The sequence below is a fragment of the Prevotella sp. LCP21S3_D2 genome, assembly GCF_052118345.1.
GTDB lineage: Bacteria > Bacteroidota > Bacteroidia > Bacteroidales > Bacteroidaceae > Prevotella.
This window is the reverse complement of the sequence record NZ_JBQKHJ010000004.1, coordinates 18,348-37,718: the sequence shown is the minus strand read 5'-3', so window position 1 is coordinate 37,718 and position 19,371 is coordinate 18,348. Positions and strand designations below refer to the sequence as shown.

Genomic DNA, 19,371 nt, shown 5'->3' with positions numbered 1-19,371 from the left:
ATTCCATTAAGTATTTTTTTCGTATGAAAGCCTTGCCGTATCAATTCTTTTTTGTATATTTGTAGCCCCAAAATGAAAGATGGGATATTATTAATCTAAAAAATTAAAGGAATGACAAAAGAAGAATTGATGCATAGAGCTATTGAGCTCTCAAAGAATAGCGTGAAGACGGGTGGCGGACCTTTTGGTGCTGTGATTGCCAAGGACGGTATCATCATCGCTGAGGCTTCCAACAGCGTAACCATCGACCTCGACCCTACTGCACATGCCGAGGTGAACTGTGTGCGCCAGGCTTGTTTCAAGCTGAAGACCTTCAATCTGGAGGGCTGCGAGATTTATACCTCCTGTGAGCCATGCCCGATGTGTCTGGGTGCTATCTATTGGGCACATCTCGACCGTATCTATTATGCCAACGACAGAAAGGATGCAGCCAAGATAGGTTTCGATGATGAGTTTATCTACGAGGAGATAGACCGCAAGATAGAAGACCGCCATAAGCCGATGATTGCCCTGATGCGCGATGAGGCGCTGGGCGCTTTCCGCATGTGGGAGGAAAATACAGAAAAGACAGAGTATTAATGAGATAAGATAAAAAGGGAAGGTTGCACAGAATATGGACAGCAGCCTTCCTTTTTTCGTAGATTCTTCTTGTATTCTATCATGCCGGATAGAGAAAAATGGAGAAAAGGAACAATTTCTCAGATTTTCTTTGTAATTTTGTCGCCAAATTCAGAAAGCCCCTGAATTCTCGATGAAGGAAATTCTCTAATTATTATAACGACAATGGAACAGTCAATAGAAACTCTTTACAAATTAGACGGCAGAGTGCCCGTTGGTAAAGCACTCCCATTTGGTCTTCAGCATGTATTGGCAATGTTTGTCAGCAACATTGCACCAATCATGATTCTTGCCGGTGCGATAGGATTGGACAGTTCGGTGAGCGCCGTGCTTATCCAGAACTGTATGGTCATCGCCGGTATCGGTACCTTGGTGCAGCTTTATCCGGTATGGCGTATCGGTTCCCGTCTGCCTATCGTAATGGGTATCTCCTTCACCTTCCTTTCGCTCGCCATCGCCATTGCCGGTGCTCATGGTATGGGTACCTTGGTAGGCGCAGTTATCATCGGCGGTCTGGTAGAAGGAACACTCGGACTTTTCGCCAAGTACTGGATCAAGCTCATTCCGCCTGTAGTAGCCGCTACCGTGGTAACAGCCATCGGTTTCTCGCTGCTTCCTGTAGGTGCCAACTCTTTTGCGGGTGGTCAGGGTGCTGCTGATTTCGGTAGCATGAACAACTGGGTTGTGGGTTCTGTCACTTTGCTGGCTTGTCTGCTTTGTCAGATTTTCGCCAAGGGTTTCTTGCGTTCTCTCTCTGTATTGGTAGGACTGCTGGTAGGTTATGTTCTGGCTCTGTTTATGGGAATGATAGATTTCAGTGGACTTTCTGGTCTCTCTATCGTAGCTTTGCCAAAGCTTCTTCCATTTACACCTGAGTTTAATATTGGTGCTATTCTCTCAGTTGTAGCTGTATATCTGGTTTCTGCCACAGAGACGATTGGTGATACTTCTGCGCTCTGCAACAGTGCGTTGAAGCGTGATCCTAAAACCAAGGAGATGGGTGCGGCAGTCTGCTGCGATGGTTTCGTAAGTTCGGTTTCCGGTCTTTTCGGTTGTACTCCTATCACTTCTTTCAGTCAGAACGTAGGGTTGGCTGCTATGTCGGGAGTAGTGAACCGCTTTACTATTGCCATGGGTGCCATCATCATGATTATCGGTGGTATCTTCCCAGCTATCGGTTATGTACTTACTACGATTCCTCAGGCTGTATTGGGCGGCTGTACTATCATGATGTTCGGTAGCATCCTCTTTGCCGGTTTCGGCATGATGGCGCGTACCGGCTTCTCTCAGCGCAACATGGTCATCGTGAGTCTTTCTCTCAGCGTAGGTCTCGGATTCACATCTGCAACAGGTATGTTCAATATCTTCCCGGAGATTGTGCGCACCGTTTTCGCAGATAACTGTGTGGCAGTAGTCTTCCTGCTCGCCGTGATTCTGAACCTCGTATTGCCAAAGAATATGGATAAGGCATAAGAATCAAAGATATTTATATATAAAAAAAGTGCAACTCACAAGTAAGAAAGTGAGTTGCACCTTTTTTATTGGTAATTATTAATTGTACATTATCAATTATAAATTAAATCACTGTCCTCCCAGTCTTTCGAAGAAGGTGATGATTTCTTCGAAGGTCTTGAATTCATCACTGCCATATTCTAAGGTTGTACCCATGAAACTGTCGCATGGGCGAGGGTCGATGAAGTAGTCGCCGTAGAGCAGGTTCTTCTGGTTGCAGAAGATGATGTGGTTGTAGGCTGGGGTAGAGAGATATTCCTCTACCCAGGTCTGCACCTTCGCCATATATTCATGGTCGTTGGTTGGCGCTGGGGCTACGATATATACGTTGTAATGCTCTATCAGCATCTCGTAAGCCTTGTGCATCGAACTGGTTGCCTTCATGTAACTGTCGTGCAGGGCATCGAAGTCGATGTATACGATAGGGCGCTCCTTTCCGTTCTGCTTGTCGTCTATCCAGCGGATTACCGGACAGAGATAGTGGAATGCAACCTTGTCGATAAGTCGGTGCTCGCCATGGAATGGGATGGCTTGCGGATAGTGCTCATGAAAGAGGTCGAAGGTGTGGACCACCGGATCTGCATCGCCGAAGAGACCATAAACACGTTCCTGTTCCTCGGGAGTGATATCCTGGAAGCATCGCTCGGTGAAGTCGCGGTATTCCTTGATAAGACCTTTGGTAACCATCAGTTCGTTCACTCCATCCTTTCTCGGGTTCTGGAATTCCTGCTTGCCGGTCATGCTGCTCATCGTATTGCCCATCTCGAAAGCTGGGTTTACGAGGATGCGGTCGAATCCTTTCAGCAGCTCGGTGTACATTCCGCCCATCGAAGTACCGATGATGAGGTCAGGCTTCTCTGTCTCCGCCATCTTCTGTAGCATCTCTATGGCCTCTTCCGGACGTACCGGGATGTCTTCAGCCACGAGGGTGGCATTCGGCATCAGTTCCTGCAACATCTTTACGGTGCCGCTCTGTGCAGAAGAGAGGAAACCGTGAACATACATGATTTTCTTGCCCGACATGAGGTCGGGGAATTGCTTGATATATGGATTCATAATCTTATAATTTTTATTGGGGGTAACTCCTTAACTTCTTTCACTCCCAGTTATTTTCGCTGCAAAATTACGGTAAATTGCAGACAAAACAAAATTATTGGGTGATAAACTTCCTTGTTTGCGAAAAAAGTAGTAATTTTGCACCCAATAACCATATTAAAGTTCAAGTCATAATGGATTTACTGAAAGAAAGAATAATGCAGGAGGGCCGCTGCTTTCCTGGTGGAATCTTAAAAGTAGATAGCTTCGTAAATCATCAGATGGACCCTATCCTGATGATGGACCTGGCTAAGGAATTCGTGCGCCTTTTCAAGGACATCAAGTACAACAAGATTGTTACTATCGAGGCTTCGGGCATCGCTCCAGCCATCATGGTGGGTTATCTGACCAATCTTCCTGTTGTCTTCGTCAAGAAAAAGCAGCCTAAGACCATGGAAGGAATGATTACCTCAGTGGTTCACTCTTTTACCAAGGATCGTGACTATACGGTTTGCGTGAGCAACAGCTACCTGACTCCAGACGATCATGTTATCTTCATCGATGACTTCCTCGCCAACGGTAACGCTTCCAAGGGTGTGATGGACCTTTGCGAGAAGGCTGGCGCCAAGATCGAGGCGATGGGTTTCATCATCGAGAAGGCTTTCCAGCATGGTGGTGACTTCCTGCGCAAGGAGGGAATCCGTTATGAGGCGCTCGCAACCGTAGAGAGCCTGGATGATTGCAAGATTGTCTTGAAGTAATACACCTATTATTATATATTGTAAAAGCCGCCTGTTTATATGGGCGGCTTTTGCTGTTTTTTATATCGGCTATTTTACAATGTCTGCTGCATAGATTCCCATCGCCTTATAGCCTGTTGGGTTAGGATGGAGCCAGTCGTTGCTGGCGTATTCCCGCTTCATTCTTCTGTCATCATTCGGGTCTTGCAGGAGCTTGGCAAAGTCGAGAATGCCGTCTACGTTTCTTGCCTGACTGCGAATCCAGTCGTTTACATAGAGTCGGGCAGCTTCGTGGAAGTGGGTATAATATCCTGCGCCCTTGAATGGGGTGATGGTGCCGAGATAAACTTTCATTTTCCGGGCTTTCGCCTTCTTCACCATTCCCTGTATGCTCTCAATAATCTGGCGTGCCACCGTTTCGCTGTTTCCGCTTCTGGCTGCACCGATGTCGTTGATGCCTTCAAAGATAATCACCTTCTTCACGCCGTTCTGCATCAGGATATCCCGGTCGAAGCGCTCCTTGGCGAGGGCACCGAAGCCACCCGGAACGGTTATGCGGTTGTTGCCGATGCCCAGGTTCAGCACACCCTGATTGGTTATCTTATGCTTCAGCTGCAGCATCTCCGACATCACGTCGGGCCATCGGTTCTGAGCATTGTCGGTAGAGCATTTGCCGTCGGTGATGGAGTTGCCGATGATGGCGATGGCACTCATGTTGTTGCTCATCGTATAGACATCGATGCCGCTGATGTTGTACCAATGGTTCTCTCTGAAAGCCTTCTCAAAGTTGGAGTGGGCATTGGTTACTCCCTTCATGATGTAGGAGGTGGTGCGGGAACCCATGTGAACGGTCGGCACTTCGGGAGCCGAGGTATAATTGATGGTGATGGCTACACGCTCCAGATTTCTGAGATTGAACTTCAGGGCATCGCTCACAATCTGCTTGCCGGCAGGGATGACGGTCTTGTAGCTGTTGCCGAACTTGAAGTATTGTGCCGTCTTGGCATCGATGGCGAAGGAATCCTTGGCATGGGCGATGTAGATGGAGCGGATTTCCACGGGTTGCATCGAATAGATGTTGCTCAACTTGAGGCGAATCACGTCGCCTCCTATGCTAACCTTTACCACCTGGCGTACCGAACGGTTAGTCATGCAATTGTTATAGGGCATAAATGATCTGACTACAGTTTGCGGAGCTGTGGCCCAGGTGCCTACCCAGTTCTGTGCGGAAGAAACAGTTGATATGGCACAGAATACCATTAATAAAACTAATAATCTTTTCATCATAGATGCAAAGTTAGCCACAAAAACCAACAAAAGCAAGAAATTTAAAAACTTTTTTCATAAAACTTTGGAGAATGTGGAGAAAAGTTGTATCTTTGCCTAAATTTCTAACTAAAATAATAGTCTATGCAACCAACAAAAAGTTTTGCGATTCCATTGTCGTTCATTGGAATCATGTTTTTCTCTTTGGGCTTTGCCCTGGGTATTAATTCCTTGCTGGTGCCTGTATTGCAGGGTTCGCTGGGTATTTCCAACGCTGCCTCTTATCTCATCATCGCAGCCACCTTCATTCCGTTCCTTATTTTCGGTTATCCTGCCGGACTCACCATCAAGGCTATCGGTTATAAGAAGACGATGTCACTGTCGTTTGTCATCTTCGCAGCAGCATTCTATCTCTTCATCCTTTCTGCCGATGAGAAGAGTTTTCCTCTGTTCCTGCTTGCATCTTTTGTAAGTGGTGCTGCCAATGCCTATCTTCAGGCATCTGTCAACCCTTACATTACCATCCTGGGTCCATTGGATAGTGCAGCCAAGCGCATCAGTATGATGGGTATCTGCAACAAGCTGGCGTGGCCAATCCCATCTATGTTCATCGTATGGCTGTTGGGTAAGGATGTTCATCTCATCGGAATCGAGGATTTGTCCAAGCCATTCTGGATCATCATCGGAGCCTTCCTTGCTTTGGGTGTTCTGGCATTCCTGGCTCCATTACCAGAGGTGAAGGCTGCCGGAGAGGATGATTCTGAGGAAGAGGAGTCTGCTGCCTGCACTTATGCTGCAACCAAGACCTCTGTCTTCCAGTTCACTCACTTGCTTTTGGGCTGTCTGGCACTGTTCCTGTATGTAGGTGTTGAGACGGTTTCTCTCGGTACATTGGTAGATTATGCCAATTCCCTGGGTTTGCCTGGTGCTGCTAACTATGCCTGGATAGCTCCTATCGGTATTGTTATCGGTTATATCTGCGGTATCATTCTGATTCCTAAGTACATCAGTCAGGCAGTAGCCTTGAAGCTCTGTTCGTTCCTGGCAATTGCCGGAGCTTTACTGGTGGTTCTTACCCCAGCCGAGATTTCCATCTATTTCATCTCATTGATGGCATTGGGTTGTTCTCTGATGTGGCCTGCTCTCTGGCCATTGGCAATGGCAGATCTGGGTAAGTTTACCAAGGCAGGTTCTTCATTGCTCATCATGGCGATGTTTGGTGGAGCCGTTCTTCCTACGCTCTATGGCAGTCTGAAGGATGCAGTAGGTGCTCAGCAGGCATATTGGCTCTGTCTCCCTTGCTTCCTCTACATTTTGTATTACAGCATTCACGGCTACAAAATCCGTTCATAGTATCGTTTCTTATCAGCTGAGATCATAAAATAAGGTGTATCCTCTGTTGCCTTCGGTGATGAAAGGCTAGGGGGATACACCTTATTATATTATAGTCTTTTAATTTCCTGCTCTGTCAAACCAGTAATTAAAGCTATCTGTTCTATGCTCAATCCATTAGCCAGCATTTTGCGGGCAATGTTATTTTTTTCTTTGGTTCTTCCTTCTTCCATACCTTCCAATCTTGCATTTCCCAAAACATCATTTTGAATCATGATGGCATTGATGTGCTCATCGTATGCATAACGTTCTGCATCCGACATGGAATAGTATTTCAGTTTCTCACGAGCTTCCTGCAGACCTGGTGCCTGGGTGTCTGGAGAGATGAATCCATTTTTCAGGTATTCAACCCATTCTTCCAATGGTGATTTAGCCACCTTATTGAATTCATTAACTCGAACCAGAATATAGGTTGAGAATATCTCTGAAGGCGATTTTCTAACTATCGTATCTTTCTCCTTAGTACTGATGATCAGGTGGTCTTGGGTATGCAAGCCCACGAAATTGTTCTGTCCCACATAGATGTAGTCTGATCCCTTGCCCAGATCAAAGTACAGAATGCTGATTGAATATACCTTCTTCACCTCTTTGTAGGTATTTCCCAGATTGATATGTTCTGTTATGGCTTTGGATACTCCATAGAGCACACGCTCCAGATAATATAGCTCACTTGTGTTCTGTATCTCGACGATAATGATTTCTTCCTTGTTATTTTTCGCCTTGATATCAACCCTGTTGAACTTATCATCAGCCTGCTGCTGATTACCTTCACTTTCCAGGATTTCAACAATCTTGATAGGTTCATTCAGAAACACAGTCAGGAAGCCCTCAAGCACCCCAAAGTTCGCCTTCTGGCGAAGCAAACGCTTGATAGCCCAGTCAAAACGTATGTATCTATCTCTTAGCTCTGTCATATTTACCTCCTTGGTTTTAATGATTCACTTATCCTTCTGCTGCAAAAAAACTTTTATTATGCTTGATAATAAATAGTATCTTCTGCATTTGACGGTTTGTATATACCAGCATCTGCGAACAGTCCTTCAAAGCATAAATCTTCGTCTAATTCAGGCCAATGAATACCATATCTACTCAAAACGAAAGCCTTGCGCTGGGCAGGTGTGGCGTTAGCAAGACGATTCCAACGACTGAAAGGATAGTTAGCCTTCCAGCCATTTTGGGTTTCTGCCCAAATATGGGCATCGTCAACCCAAACGCGATTTACTCTATATTGCTCCATAATATCTTATTTTTGATTAAAATACTCTTTCCATCTATCTATAATGACCGCCTCATTCTCAGAAATAATAGATTCTATCAAGGCAATATCATGCTTTTTGAATCCATGATTATAAATCTGGGTTAGAGGAGATACATTGTATTTTGCTTCATTTCCATCCTTGATAACATGGACATGAATTGGTTCATGATCATTAGAATAAAACATGAATCTGAATCCGAAAAATATAAATATTGTTGGCATCGTTTCTTTTTTCTGCAAAGATACGCTTTTCTTCTGAAAGATGCAAGGAATTATTGAAAAATGTTTGAGGGTGAGGGAGATAAAAAGAAAAAGGTGTATCCCGCTTGCCCGATATATTGGGCAAGAAGGATACACCTTATTATATTATACTATTCCGAAAGATTTGATTAGTTAATCTTTGGAGCAGTTGCATCAGCATTGTAGTCGGTCTCGTTCAGAGGAACGCCCCATGTCCACTTGTTACCATCCTCTGGGTTGATAGTGATAGCAACAGACGTATGTGCATTACCACCTTCTGCAAATGACTTGCGGACAACAGCCTTGTTCCAACGCTTGAAGTCGCTCCACTCGAAGCCCTCACCCCAAAGCTCAAGACAACGATAGTCCTGAATCTCTGAAAGAAGCTCCTCTCCAGTCTTGGTGCAGGTATATTCTGGATTACGACCAGAAGTTGCATTCAACTCAACCAATGCAGCCTGAGCCTCTGCTTCATGATGCAAGAAATAATTTGCCTCAGCCTCAATCAATACCATCTCGCTAGAGCGGATGAATGGCAAGTAGCTGACACCTGGCTGGTCGGTTACAAAGAACTTCAAGTTTGCATCCAGATAGTAGAAACCAGCCTGATAAGGTGCATTTAATCCTTTTACAGCATGAGCCTTAACAATAGAGTCTGCCTGTGCATAGATGTCATCGTCCTCCCATCCAAGAATACCATAAGTATAATAATAAGGAGACTCCTTAGTGAGGTCAAGGTTAGGGAACTTATCCTCTGTCAGGAAGTTCTGCTTACGGGCATCATTATTAGGGATGCGGGAAATCAACTCATGACCGATGGTTCCAGCACCTGTATTGTTACCTTCTGCTGTAGCATAGTAACCATTACAAGCACCCTGTGTACCGTAAGACCAATACCAGTTGTTCTCAGAAGCATCACCATAGCTACCCATAATCCACTCTGATGTTGGCTCACAGAAACCAGCCTTATAATCAGCATTGCTCATCAATGGATAACCCTGCTTAGCAAGTTTAGCCTGATCAAGAGCAGTCTGGTAATCCTGGCGGAACAAAGCTGCACGTGCATAAACAGCATGAGCAACGTTTGCATTAGGAATCCAAACCTCAGAAGCAGGACGGTCGATGCCACTTTCGCCAAATAAGGTAATCGCTTCCTGGCAATCCTTGTAAATCTGATCTACGGTTTCTGCCAATGTTGCAAATGGAGCATCTCCTGTAGATTCATCAAGACGAAGAACCACGCCCTGTGAAGCACCATTGTTACTGTCCTGCCAACGATAGCAGTAGTAGTGAATCAACTTCTCGTAGCTGTAAGCACGGAAAGCCAAGGCTGCAGCCTTGATAAACTTCTTGTCAGACTCGCTTCCTGCTGCTGCATCAATACGAGCGATGATCGTGTTAGCCTGACCGATGAGCTGATAATAATAATACCAAGCATATCCATCATAGATAGTATTTGTTCTATTATGGAACTGCTGATTATGGATAGGTGCCCAACCAGATGCATAGGCATTATAATTATAATTCTGGCTTGGCAAGTTCTCATAAAGACGCATAATAGCATTCTCACCAGCAAAGCCCTGTGTGAAAGCATAATGCTGAGTAGTCTGGCAACGAGCGATACCATTCAATGCCTTGTAAGCCATCTCTGTTGTTGCTACCGCATCCTCAGAACCAACAGAACTTGTCGGTTTGGTTTCGAGATAATCGCTGCCACAAGATGCCAGCATTGTTGCAGAAGCTAAAATAGCGCAACCGAATATCTTATTTATATAATTTTTCATTTTATTTTCTCTTTATTTTATTATTCCCTTAGAATGTTACAGACAAACCGAAGTTGAATACACGTGCACTTACGTATGTATCATCAGAACCACCACTGAAGCTGTACTGAGGGTTCATACCCTTACGGGCTGTAAGTGTGAACAGGTTCTCTGCACCAGCCTTAACCTGCAAGCCCTGGATACCCATACTCTGGATCCATGCCTTTGGCAAGTTGTAACTCAGGTTGATATTCTTGAAGATGAGATAATCTGCACTTGTCAACCAGCGGTCACTTGTATCGTTGTTGTAGGTACTGCGGTTGAAGTCGATGACAGGAATTCCATTAGGATCGAGACGGTTTGGAGATGTCTCTGTCATACCCTCAGGCACACCATTCCAAGACTTCAGGATGTCCTTATGATTAGCTGATGCTGAAGAAGCAGAAGCTGTGCTCATCAAGCTCATGTAAGAAGCATCGAAAACCTTGCCACCCAAGCTATAGGTAAACAATACACCGAGGCTCAAGTCCTTCCAACGGAGGTTTGTACCGAATGAACCATATACAGATGGGAGAGCTGTACCAGCCCATTTACGCTCAGCATTGGCTGTCTCTGTTGTATAGTTCTTGCCATTAATGGTTACAAGTGTACCATCAGCCTTAGCTGCCTCAACATTGTCATCGGCAATATCATACAAAGAATTACCTGTCATCTGGTCAACACCTGCGAAGTGATAGGTAAAGAACTCGTATGCAGAGTGTCCCTCAGAATACTTCTGTACGCCATGAAGAATATCCTTACCTCCAGGCAACTTGATTACCTTATTCTTCAAGGTTGTAGCATCTGCAGACACAGTCCAGTTCCAATCCTTGTTCTTGATAATTTCACCACTCAAGGCGATTTCAAATCCACGGTTCGAAATGGTACCAATATTCTGATACTGTGACATATTAGACATGTTCTCATTATGAGGGTATGAACCTGCTGAATATGGCAAACGAACCTCGAAGAGAAGATCCTTAGAACGCTTGTCGAAGTAACCGATGCTGAAGTTCAAACGGTCGAACAGCTTACCCTCTACACCGAAATCAACGGTCTGAGTTGTCTCCCACTTAATGTTTGAAGCAGCCAAAGTTTGCTTGATCAAGGCAGTGTTACCACCATTCTTATCAATCTCATAAAGAGCCTGATAAGCGTAGAGGTCTACACCGGCATTGTTACCTACCTCACCATAAGAAGCACGTACACGCAAGTCGTTCAACCATTCTACATCCTGCAGGAAGTTTTCTTTCTTGGCATTCCAGTTCAAACCGAATGAATAGAAATCACCCCAGCGGGCATCCTTTGCAAAACGGGAAGAACCATCACGGCGGTATGAGAAGTCTGCGAAGTATTTCTCATCATAGTTATAGCGGATACGACCCAAATAAGACTCAGTCTTATCTACATCATCAAATCCCTCGAAGTATGAGTTTGTCAGGAAGTTACCCATCACCAAGTTGCCTGCAACAGCCATATTGGTATTCATACCACGGGTCAGCTTTCTCTCCCAGCTATAGTTCTCATGACCTGCAAGAACATCTACATTGTGCTTACCGTAGGTCTGATTCCATGTCAACAACTCCTGAGCAGTATAGGTCGCATACTGGTATGCATAGCTAGACAAACGACCATTGTTTGCTGCACCATCACCAATGTTTGGGTTGTTGTAAGTCTGGCGGTTAGATGTACTGTTATTACCATTAGCCTTTACCATCACAGAGAAGTTGTATGGCAAATTAATCTTACCATAAACCTGCGCATCGATTACTGCACGACGGGTCTTGTCCTTGTCAGCAGTCATCTCGTATGCGATGTTACGGTTAGAGAGGTATTCAGAGGTTACATCAAACTGCTTCTCTCCATTCTCATCAAGCGCATAGCTGCCATCTGCATTATGCATATACATAGGATACACAGGCGCCATGTAACGGGTGATATAGAATGGGTTAGCATAAGCATTACCAGAAGCATTGTCGTTGAACTGACGGTTAGAAACGTTGGCACTCAAGTTGATACCAGCCTCGAACCACTTGCTTGGAGTGAACTTAGAGTTGATACGACCAGTGAAACGCTCGAAAGCAGAGTTCTTGGTATAACCCTTTTCGTTCAAGTAACCGGCAGAAGCATAAACATTGAACTTCTCGCCACTTACAGCACCAGAGACGTTGTACTCCTGGCGATGACCTGTACGCTCAACACCATCCTGCCAATCGAGGTCGTCATAACCTGGGAGTCGAGAAGCTATCAGCTTACCATTTGCATCAAACAGAGCATCATTCTTTGCATTGTAGATGTTTCGCTTTACATAGTCGCTAATCAAGTGAGTTGTAGCGTATTGAGCTGCAGCTGTAGCATCCAGGCCCATAGAACCAGACATAGCGAAGTTCTTCATTGCCAACCAAGATGCCTCCATCCACTGGTCAGCACCCAGGCGCTCATACTCACCGATACCACGAGTATAAACACCATTGTTGATCTGGAGATTGATAGTAGGCTTGATACCATACTTTGCACGCTTGGTAGTAATCAGGATGACACCATTGGCAGCACGGTTACCATAAAGGGCAGCAGAAGCTGCATCCTTCAATACAGACATGCTCTCGATATCATTAGGGTTCAACTCTGAGATGTTACCATCGAAAGCTGCGCCATCTACTACATAAAGAGGCTGGTCAGCACCGCTTACCAAACTTCCTACACCACGGATGTGGATAGAAGGAGCGGCACCTGGCTCACCATATGAATTGTTAACCTGTACACCAGGAGCAGCACCTTCGAGCGCACCTGTTACAGAAGTAGTGATACGGTTCTCGATTTCCTTAGAATCAACAGCAGTAACAGAACCAGTAATAGACTGGCGCTTAGCTGTACCGTATGCCACAACAACGACATCATCCAGAGAATGATTGTCTGCATCCAAAACTATCTTCATGTTAGAAGAAGCCTTGGCTGTCTTAGACTGCATACCGATGTATGTAATCTCCAACTTGGCTCCGGCAGGAGCGTTCAATGAGAAGTTACCGTCAATGTCGGTAACTGTACCTGTGTTAGTTCCTACAACCTTGATAGAAGCACCGATAATAGGGCTACCATCTTCAGAAGCAGTAACTTTACCAGAGATTTGACTTTGTGCAAAAGCCATGCTCGTGCTGAGAGCAAGACCTGCAACTACTGTCATGAGTCTTTTTTCCATAAATCTCTCTCGTTTTAAATAAATGAATATATAATGTTTATAATTTCTTTCTCTCAACTTTTCTTATATGATCACTCACAAGGAGTTATCATCATCTTTTTGCCCCCTCCTCTTGCCCCAAGGTGGAGGGGGAATCGCTCTTTATACCTAATATTATATAAGAGCCTGTAAGTCTAAAACTTACTTAATTTTAAAGAATATTTTTAATCGGGTGCAAATTTAAGCATTATTTAGGAAACCACCAAACTTTTTTCAGAAAAAGTTGCACTTAATGCTACATTTTGTTATAAATATCCGATTTTTATGCACTTTTCCTTATAAAATGTAAAGAAATGGGCGACAGTTCATTTAAAAACCATCGCCCATTCAGGATTTTAGCTTTCTGCCTCCAGCTCCTTTTCGAGAATAAAGAGCATATAGAGAGGAATATTGAGCGTTTTAGCCTCGGCATTACGCTCGTATGGCAAGAGGCTGGTACGGAGAGTCCATTTTGGTGCTTTTTAGCCTCTTTTGCAAAAGAGACTCATAATCAAAGGATTACGTATGAAAAATCACATTTTCCGAAGGAGTTTTCGGCAAATCCTCACATTTTCCGAAGGAGTTTTCGGCAAATTCTCACATTTTCCGAAGGAGTTTAAAGAAAGTTTCCTTTATAGAGGAAAGTTTTTTAGGAAAAGTTTCCTCTATAAAGGAAATATCTTACGACTTTTCTTCCTTTATAAAGGAAAATGTTGTAACTTTGCACCCAGATTAACATAAAACGGAAGATGTGGACAAGAGAATAGCAAAACTGCTGATAGCGGAGAACCAAAGGATGATTCAGAATGTGGAGATGGTGAAAAGAAACATCAGCTTCGAATCTCATTCTAACTATGTGCTGGTAGGACTAAGAAGAGCCGGTAAGTCTTACTTGCTATATCAGCGTGCCCAAGAGATGATAGCTCAGGGACATTTGCCAGAGGAAATCCTTTACTTCAATTTTGAGGACGACCGATTGGAAAATCTCCAGCTTTCCGACCTGGATGCCATCAAGCAGGCTTACGAGGAGATGTATGGGCATCAGCCTATCTTCATGCTCGACGAGATACAAATCATTGATGGGTGGGAGAAATTTGCACGCAGACTTGCTGACCAGAAATATAGAGTATATATCACTGGTAGCAACGCCAAGATGCTGAGTAGCGAGATTTCTACTACGCTTGGTGGCAGATATATGGTGCAACCCGTTTTTCCTTTCTCCTTTCAGGAATACTTGACAGCCCAGCATATCTCCTTGCCTGCGCAGTGGGAGTATCTGCAAAATTCTGACCTCAAGAGGGCTTTTCTGGAGTATTTTCATCTTGGCGGTTTGCCAGAATTTGTGATTGTTGATAATCAGTTTAAGCGAGAGTGGTTGGGCAATCTATACAGCAAGATTTACTTTGGAGATTTAATTACCAGATACGGAATCCGTAACCCTCTGGCGATGAAAACTTTGATACGTAAACTTTCTGAGAGCGTAAAGCAGCCACAGTCTTATAACAGACTGGCTAATCTGGTTTCTACTGTGGCTGGAAAGGTAAAGCAAGAGACGATAGTGGACTATCTGAGATATATCAAGGACACTTGCCTGGTCTTCTCCATAGAAAACATTTACGCAAAATTACAAGATAGAATGTCGAACCAGAAGTATTACTTTATAGATAATGGTTTTCTGAGTCTATTCCTCTTTGATCCAGAAACATCTCTCTTGGAGAATCTGGTAGCCATTCACCTGCATGAGAAGTATGGGGAAGATCTCTTCTATTATCATGATAATGTGGAGGTGGACTTTTGTCTCTTTGAGCATCAATGTGCTTTCCAAGTGTCGTATAGTATCAAGGATGCTGCTACTCGTGAGCGGGAATTGGGGGCTTTGAATGCTTATCAGAAGAGGTATCCAGGAAGTAGACTTTTTGTTATCACGATGGATGAAGAGGAGACGATAGAACTGGATGACTTGAAGATTGAAGTGATACCTGTATGGAAGTGGTTGCTTACCTCGTAGTTGTTGTTTGATGAATAGAGAGCTACTTTCAAAAATACTCTTCACTCTTCACAAATACGACATAACCAACTGTGTATAAGAGGTTTGCACGGGTGAAGAGTGGCTATGCACTCTTCACCACTCTTCACCTCTCTTCACCCTGTATTTTTTGAGGCTCCGAGATCATTCCATGTTCCCTGCTTCAGCCATCATTGAAGACCAGCGCTGGTCATCAATGATGACCGAGCCTCGTGATAAGTAAGCGGCTCAGCGTTTATCCTCTTGCATCAGGTGAAGAGTGGTGAAGAGTGGTGAAGAGTTGAGCTCACTCTTCACCACTCGCACCCCCAGTGTTTATCGGTGTTTCAAGCGATTTGGTGAAGAGTGAAGAGTGAAATCGAGAGTAGGATTTTTACGGGCAAAACAGCTCAAGCTGCACCTCCTATTCAAAATCACGATGATAGTCCTGCCGAAATTTTCCTCCCGACGTATTATTTTGTGCCCGGCAATGGCGCAAAATTGCCCCAGTAGAGGGCAATATCGTGCCATAACCAGGCAATAACTGGAATGAGGCTACTTTTTCGAAAAAATCTTTGGTATATTCCATTTTTATTCTTATCTTTGCAGCGCAGTCCCGGTAAGGCCCTCTCCCAGATTATTCGATGCTGGTGATGACCCCGGTTTTTTTGTTTTTGCAAAAGTACATAAATATTTTGATAGTGACAACAAAAAAGCCTTTTTTCTTTGCTTTTTTTGTTATCTCCCTCACTCTCAAACATTTTCCCCAAAATCATTGCATCTTTCAGAAGAAAAGAGTATCTTCTCGGGTTGGAGAAAGTATCTTCTCGAGTTGGAGAAAGTATCATTCAGGGTGCTAGAAAGTAACTTCTCTATTGTTGCTACTAGGCTAGGCAGCTCTGCTGAGCCTAGTCAGCAGGTCTGCAGACTGCAGTCAGCACCTCTGTCGAGCCTAGTGGGAATACCTTGTTGTCGTACAACTATAACCCTTTTAGTCGTACAACTATAACCCCTTTAGTCGTACGACTATACACTCTATAGTTGTACAATCGTAGCTTTATAGTCGTACAAAATGCGATAAAGCTTCCTAAGGACTGCTCGAATAGATGCCCCTACTTAAAATTTATGGCACATGTGCCACTTTTTTAAAGTAGAAGCCTATTCTAATATGTTTCGTTGCAAAAGAAAATCAAACAAGCTTATGAACAAGATGCCTGCTTCATTGTGATGAGAAACAATATTGTCCTTTACTATGATTATCTTCTGGAAGTTATCTGAGATATGTTTTAGTGATGCTGATTTTTGTTCTATCTTTTCCTTATCAGGAAGAGCAAGGGCAGACTGGATGTAATAACGCTTAGAGCCATTGTTGACTACAAAATCTACTTCCAATTGCTTGCGTATCATTCCTTGTTGCGGCGTTCGGGTACGAGTTTCTACCATACCAACATCCACAAGATAGCCACGGCATCGTAATTCATTGTATATCACATTTTCCATGAGATGGGTTTCTTCTATTTGACGGAAATCCAGAAGGCTATTGCGCAGTCCTAAGTCTACGAAATAGTATTTAGACAATGTACCGATGTACTTTTTCCCCTTAATGTCATACCGCATCGCTTTCTCTATCAGGAAGGATTCTTGCAAGAATCCTAAGTAATTGTCGATTGTTAACGGAGACAGGTCTGCATTGCTTACGCTCTTGAAAGTGTTGCTCAATTTATTCGGATTGCATGGTGAGCCTACCGATGATGCCATTACTTTAACAAGAGAGTCGAACTCCAAGTTTTTCTTGACATTATTTCTGTCTATCAAGTCTTTTAGATACACCGTAGTATAGAGATTACGCAGATAACTCACCTTCTTTTGCTGGGTATCCAAAGACAAGATTAAAGGCAAACTGCCATACGTAATATAATCTCGCCAAGCATCTTCTTTGTTGCCATCGTAAGCCGATACATATTCTGAAAAAGACAGAGGGTAAATACGTATTTCATCACCTCTTCCTCTGAACTCTGTGGCAATGTCGGAAGATAGAAACTTAGAATTGCTTCCTGTTACGTAGACATCCACATTGTCTATATGAAGAAGACTGTTCAAGGCTCCAACAAAGTTGTTTACCATTTGAACTTCATCCAATAGGACATAATGAATTTCAGAATCTTTGATGTTACCTTTAATATAGTGTAGCAGTTTCTTGGGGTCACAGTATTCATCGTTCAGTATATCATCCAAAGCCAGAGATATAATATGATCTGGAGAAATGCCATCTGCCAGGAGATGATCTCTAAACAACTTGAATAGAAGATATGATTTGCCACATCTTCTGATACCTGTAACTATCTTTATCAAGCCATTTTGTTTGCTTGATATGAGTTGGTTGAGATAATATTCGCGCTTAATTTCCTTCATGCTACTTAAAAATTCTGGCACATGTGCCACTTTTTTTAAGTGCAAAGATATGCGAAAGTAGAGTTCTAACCAAAAATTTTTAGATTTATTATACTAATAAGGTGTATCCCCCTAGCCTTTCATCATCGAAGGCTAAAGAGTATACACCTTATTTTATATAAATACGATATACTCTTTCTAGAATGTCGTGGAATACCCACTTTCTGTTAATGCCGTTTCGGAAACAGTAAACGAAGTGGTACTGCTATTATTGAAGAAATTACCCTCGTAACGGGTTAACTTACCCTTTACCAGATGCACATTGTCAAAATTGCACTCCTTGATGACCTTGCCATTCTTGTCCTTAGCCTGCGACTTTACATGAAGATTCTCTACATCATCAGCCTTCAAAAGCGTATAGACCGTGAAGAATAAATGATTGTACTGGTACTTCTTGGCATCAAATACTCTTTCGTAATGGATAGGAGCCTCAGTCTTGCATGTGCCGGTAGCAGGATTGAATACCACACCGCAATCTCCGGAAATCTCTATGGATTCGCCGGCTACATTTAATGGAGTTTCAATAGTGCTCCTGAGAACGAAGGCACTCACGCCCCGTGACAATGTGGCATCAAAATTCTGATTGCTGGCTTGAGGACTGACCGTAATATCCTTATAGGCATACACCATATCGGTGACCTGATCATTCGGAAATCTGACTTCGGTAGCCGACTTGATGGTAATACGATTATCTAAAGGCATAGGGGTGACTGCGGCTACAGCAACCATGTGGTAAGTGCCTTCAGGAACATCGAAGGTTACCTTGCCGAAATCATCGCCCAGACTGTCCTGTCTTATGACATAGCCTGAATCATTCTCGGAATCAATAGGTATCAATGCTACCTCCAGTTCTGAAAACCTGTGGCAGGCTGCCAAGGTCGTTTTGTTATCAGCACGGGTGGAATGCATACGTGCCGATGAGACATCTGAGGCAGAAGAGATATCTTCTATCGTTTTCTCGAAGAAGCTAATGCTTACCTCATGGTTAGTTACCTGTGATGATTCGTTCATCACGTTTTCCTTGGAACAACTACATAAAAGTAGTATAGCGGAGACCAGCATCAGGCCTATGCTTTTACTCTTGTTCATCTTCTTCTTTTCGTGTGAGTCAGACGCCGGAACCCCCGGTATTATCGGCTAGTACGCATTTGAATGATACAAGCAAATGGCTTTTGTACTAACGTTGCACAAAAATAGTGAAAATATGAATCCGTTGTACTTTTATTGACTTATTTCTTTGTTTTCTTAACAATTTATAACGAAAGAGGGCGATACACCACTGAGAATGCATCGCCAGAGAGAACATTGGCAATGTCGCCATCACTTTCTACTACGAGGGTAGGGGCGATGAGTGACTTCAGAATGGGTTGCTGTTACCATTGTCAGAACCATCGGAGTCGATGATGACACCATCAATAACGAAGATAGGTTGGGAAGTGGCATTCAAAGAGTTGGTACCGCGGATGCGCATGATACCATAACCTACGACGACAACTTCGTTCAGAGCCTGGTCATCTGATTTCAAAGTTACATCAATAGGACCATTGCCAACTTTAATTTCTTTATCCTTGTAGCCAAGATAAGAAATCTGTAAAGTTGCACCTTTAGGAGCCTTCAATACGAAGTTACCATCTAGGTCGGTGACGGTAGCTGAGTTTGGTTGCCCCTTAACACGAACTGTCGCTCCAATTACTGGACCATCGTCTGCGACTACTGTACCTTTTACATTACCGTTTTGAGCCACTGCAGTCTGATATGGGAATGCAACGAATATAAACAGCAAAGACAGGTACTTTAAAGCATTACCTGCATGTTTCATGATTAATTGGTTTTTATGA

The 19,371-nt window shown here is 43.7% G+C and carries 16 protein-coding genes; 5 read left to right on the top strand and 11 right to left on the bottom strand.

Annotated features, from left to right (window positions below; genetic code table 11):
* Positions 1–111: 111 nt before the first annotated feature.
* Together ACTQ16_RS04460 and ACTQ16_RS04455 are read left to right on the top strand one after the other, a co-directional pair.
* Positions 112–579 (top strand): nucleoside deaminase, encoded by a 468-nt coding sequence (locus tag ACTQ16_RS04460; RefSeq protein WP_089544843.1) that lies wholly within the window; start codon positions 112–114, stop codon positions 577–579.
* Positions 580–783: 204 nt separating this feature from the next.
* A complete protein-coding gene (locus ACTQ16_RS04455) occupies positions 784–2,091 on the top strand; it encodes a nucleobase:cation symporter-2 family protein (protein ID WP_441199587.1) in 1,308 nt (435 codons plus the stop codon).
* 108 nt (positions 2,092–2,199) lie between these two features.
* Here ACTQ16_RS04455 and ACTQ16_RS04450 read toward each other — a convergent pair whose 3' ends face one another.
* The gene (locus ACTQ16_RS04450) at positions 2,200–3,189 is read right to left on the bottom strand and encodes a YqiA/YcfP family alpha/beta fold hydrolase (RefSeq protein ID WP_441936420.1); all 990 of its coding nucleotides are present in this window, start codon (positions 3,187–3,189) and stop codon (positions 2,200–2,202) included.
* Between the two features lie 170 nt (positions 3,190–3,359).
* Between ACTQ16_RS04450 and xpt the strand changes: the two genes are divergently transcribed.
* Positions 3,360–3,926, top strand: a complete 567-nt coding sequence (gene xpt / locus ACTQ16_RS04445) for a xanthine phosphoribosyltransferase (protein WP_295346330.1) — start codon at positions 3,360–3,362, stop codon at positions 3,924–3,926.
* A 69-nt stretch (positions 3,927–3,995) separates the two neighbouring features.
* Here the strand turns inward: xpt and ACTQ16_RS04440 are convergent, their stop codons facing one another.
* Positions 3,996–5,189 (bottom strand): SGNH/GDSL hydrolase family protein, encoded by a 1,194-nt coding sequence (locus ACTQ16_RS04440; RefSeq protein ID WP_294968826.1) that lies wholly within the window; start codon positions 5,187–5,189, stop codon positions 3,996–3,998.
* A 126-nt stretch (positions 5,190–5,315) separates the two neighbouring features.
* On the opposite strand from ACTQ16_RS04440, the gene gluP reads away from it, so the two are divergent.
* Positions 5,316–6,524 (top strand): glucose/galactose MFS transporter, encoded by a 1,209-nt coding sequence (gluP, locus tag ACTQ16_RS04435; protein ID WP_294968829.1) that lies wholly within the window; start codon positions 5,316–5,318, stop codon positions 6,522–6,524.
* An 89-nt stretch (positions 6,525–6,613) separates the two neighbouring features.
* Here gluP and ACTQ16_RS04430 read toward each other — a convergent pair whose 3' ends face one another.
* The 5 genes from ACTQ16_RS04430 to ACTQ16_RS04410 all read right to left on the bottom strand — a co-directional run bounded on the left by ACTQ16_RS04430 (position 6,614) and on the right by ACTQ16_RS04410 (position 13,059).
* Positions 6,614–7,477 (bottom strand): Rpn family recombination-promoting nuclease/putative transposase, encoded by an 864-nt coding sequence (locus tag ACTQ16_RS04430; protein ID WP_441936297.1) that lies wholly within the window; start codon positions 7,475–7,477, stop codon positions 6,614–6,616.
* A 56-nt stretch (positions 7,478–7,533) separates the two neighbouring features.
* Positions 7,534–7,800: a DUF2442 domain-containing protein gene (locus ACTQ16_RS04425; protein ID WP_153097229.1), complete on the bottom strand. Its 267-nt coding sequence runs from the start codon at positions 7,798–7,800 to the stop codon at positions 7,534–7,536.
* A gap of 6 nt (positions 7,801–7,806) precedes the next feature.
* Positions 7,807–8,043: a DUF4160 domain-containing protein gene (locus tag ACTQ16_RS04420; protein ID WP_040553191.1), complete on the bottom strand. Its 237-nt coding sequence runs from the start codon at positions 8,041–8,043 to the stop codon at positions 7,807–7,809.
* Between the two features lie 167 nt (positions 8,044–8,210).
* On the bottom strand, positions 8,211–9,845 hold the full coding sequence (locus ACTQ16_RS04415; protein WP_441936295.1) for a RagB/SusD family nutrient uptake outer membrane protein: 1,635 nt from the start codon (positions 9,843–9,845) through the stop codon (positions 8,211–8,213).
* A 28-nt stretch (positions 9,846–9,873) separates the two neighbouring features.
* Positions 9,874–13,059, bottom strand: coding sequence for a SusC/RagA family TonB-linked outer membrane protein (locus tag ACTQ16_RS04410; protein ID WP_441936293.1), 3,186 nt, complete (start codon positions 13,057–13,059; stop codon positions 9,874–9,876).
* A 769-nt stretch (positions 13,060–13,828) separates the two neighbouring features.
* Here ACTQ16_RS04410 and ACTQ16_RS04405 point away from each other — a divergent pair.
* Positions 13,829–15,085: an ATP-binding protein gene (locus tag ACTQ16_RS04405; protein WP_441936291.1), complete on the top strand. Its 1,257-nt coding sequence runs from the start codon at positions 13,829–13,831 to the stop codon at positions 15,083–15,085.
* Between the two features lie 470 nt (positions 15,086–15,555).
* On the opposite strand, the gene ACTQ16_RS04400 is transcribed toward ACTQ16_RS04405, so the two are convergent.
* The 4 genes from ACTQ16_RS04400 to ACTQ16_RS04385 all read right to left on the bottom strand — a co-directional run bounded on the left by ACTQ16_RS04400 (position 15,556) and on the right by ACTQ16_RS04385 (position 19,352).
* The gene (locus ACTQ16_RS04400; RefSeq protein WP_441936289.1) at positions 15,556–15,858 is read right to left on the bottom strand and encodes a hypothetical protein; all 303 of its coding nucleotides are present in this window, start codon (positions 15,856–15,858) and stop codon (positions 15,556–15,558) included.
* A gap of 382 nt (positions 15,859–16,240) precedes the next feature.
* On the bottom strand, positions 16,241–17,494 hold the full coding sequence (locus ACTQ16_RS04395; protein ID WP_441936287.1) for an ATP-binding protein: 1,254 nt from the start codon (positions 17,492–17,494) through the stop codon (positions 16,241–16,243).
* A gap of 177 nt (positions 17,495–17,671) precedes the next feature.
* On the bottom strand, positions 17,672–18,544 hold the full coding sequence (locus ACTQ16_RS04390; RefSeq protein ID WP_441936285.1) for a FimB/Mfa2 family fimbrial subunit: 873 nt from the start codon (positions 18,542–18,544) through the stop codon (positions 17,672–17,674).
* 346 nt (positions 18,545–18,890) lie between these two features.
* Positions 18,891–19,352 carry a carboxypeptidase-like regulatory domain-containing protein gene (locus ACTQ16_RS04385; RefSeq protein WP_441936283.1) on the bottom strand — a complete coding sequence of 154 codons (462 nt, stop codon included), beginning with the start codon at positions 19,350–19,352 and terminating at the stop codon, positions 18,891–18,893.
* Positions 19,353–19,371: the final 19 nt, after the last annotated feature.

What these genes read in the sequence shown, in the direction of transcription:
- ACTQ16_RS04455 (WP_441199587.1), top strand. Translation starts at nt 784, where the DNA reads ATGGAACAGTCAATAGAAACTCTTTACAAATTAGACGGCAGAGTGCCC.
- ACTQ16_RS04410 (WP_441936293.1), bottom strand. Translation starts at nt 13,059, where the DNA reads ATGGAAAAAAGACTCATGACAGTAGTTGCAGGTCTTGCTCTCAGCACG.
- ACTQ16_RS04395 (WP_441936287.1), bottom strand. Translation starts at nt 17,494, where the DNA reads ATGAAGGAAATTAAGCGCGAATATTATCTCAACCAACTCATATCAAGC.
- ACTQ16_RS04420 (WP_040553191.1), bottom strand. Translation starts at nt 8,043, where the DNA reads ATGCCAACAATATTTATATTTTTCGGATTCAGATTCATGTTTTATTCT.
- ACTQ16_RS04415 (WP_441936295.1), bottom strand. Translation starts at nt 9,845, where the DNA reads ATGAAAAATTATATAAATAAGATATTCGGTTGCGCTATTTTAGCTTCT.
- ACTQ16_RS04390 (WP_441936285.1), bottom strand. Translation starts at nt 18,544, where the DNA reads ATGAACGAATCATCACAGGTAACTAACCATGAGGTAAGCATTAGCTTC.
- xpt (WP_295346330.1), top strand. Translation starts at nt 3,360, where the DNA reads ATGGATTTACTGAAAGAAAGAATAATGCAGGAGGGCCGCTGCTTTCCT.
- gluP (WP_294968829.1), top strand. Translation starts at nt 5,316, where the DNA reads ATGCAACCAACAAAAAGTTTTGCGATTCCATTGTCGTTCATTGGAATC.
- ACTQ16_RS04460 (WP_089544843.1), top strand. Translation starts at nt 112, where the DNA reads ATGACAAAAGAAGAATTGATGCATAGAGCTATTGAGCTCTCAAAGAAT.
- ACTQ16_RS04430 (WP_441936297.1), bottom strand. Translation starts at nt 7,477, where the DNA reads ATGACAGAGCTAAGAGATAGATACATACGTTTTGACTGGGCTATCAAG.
- ACTQ16_RS04385 (WP_441936283.1), bottom strand. Translation starts at nt 19,352, where the DNA reads ATGAAACATGCAGGTAATGCTTTAAAGTACCTGTCTTTGCTGTTTATA.
- ACTQ16_RS04440 (WP_294968826.1), bottom strand. Translation starts at nt 5,189, where the DNA reads ATGAAAAGATTATTAGTTTTATTAATGGTATTCTGTGCCATATCAACT.
- ACTQ16_RS04400 (WP_441936289.1), bottom strand. Translation starts at nt 15,858, where the DNA reads ATGATTTTGGGGAAAATGTTTGAGAGTGAGGGAGATAACAAAAAAAGC.
- ACTQ16_RS04425 (WP_153097229.1), bottom strand. Translation starts at nt 7,800, where the DNA reads ATGGAGCAATATAGAGTAAATCGCGTTTGGGTTGACGATGCCCATATT.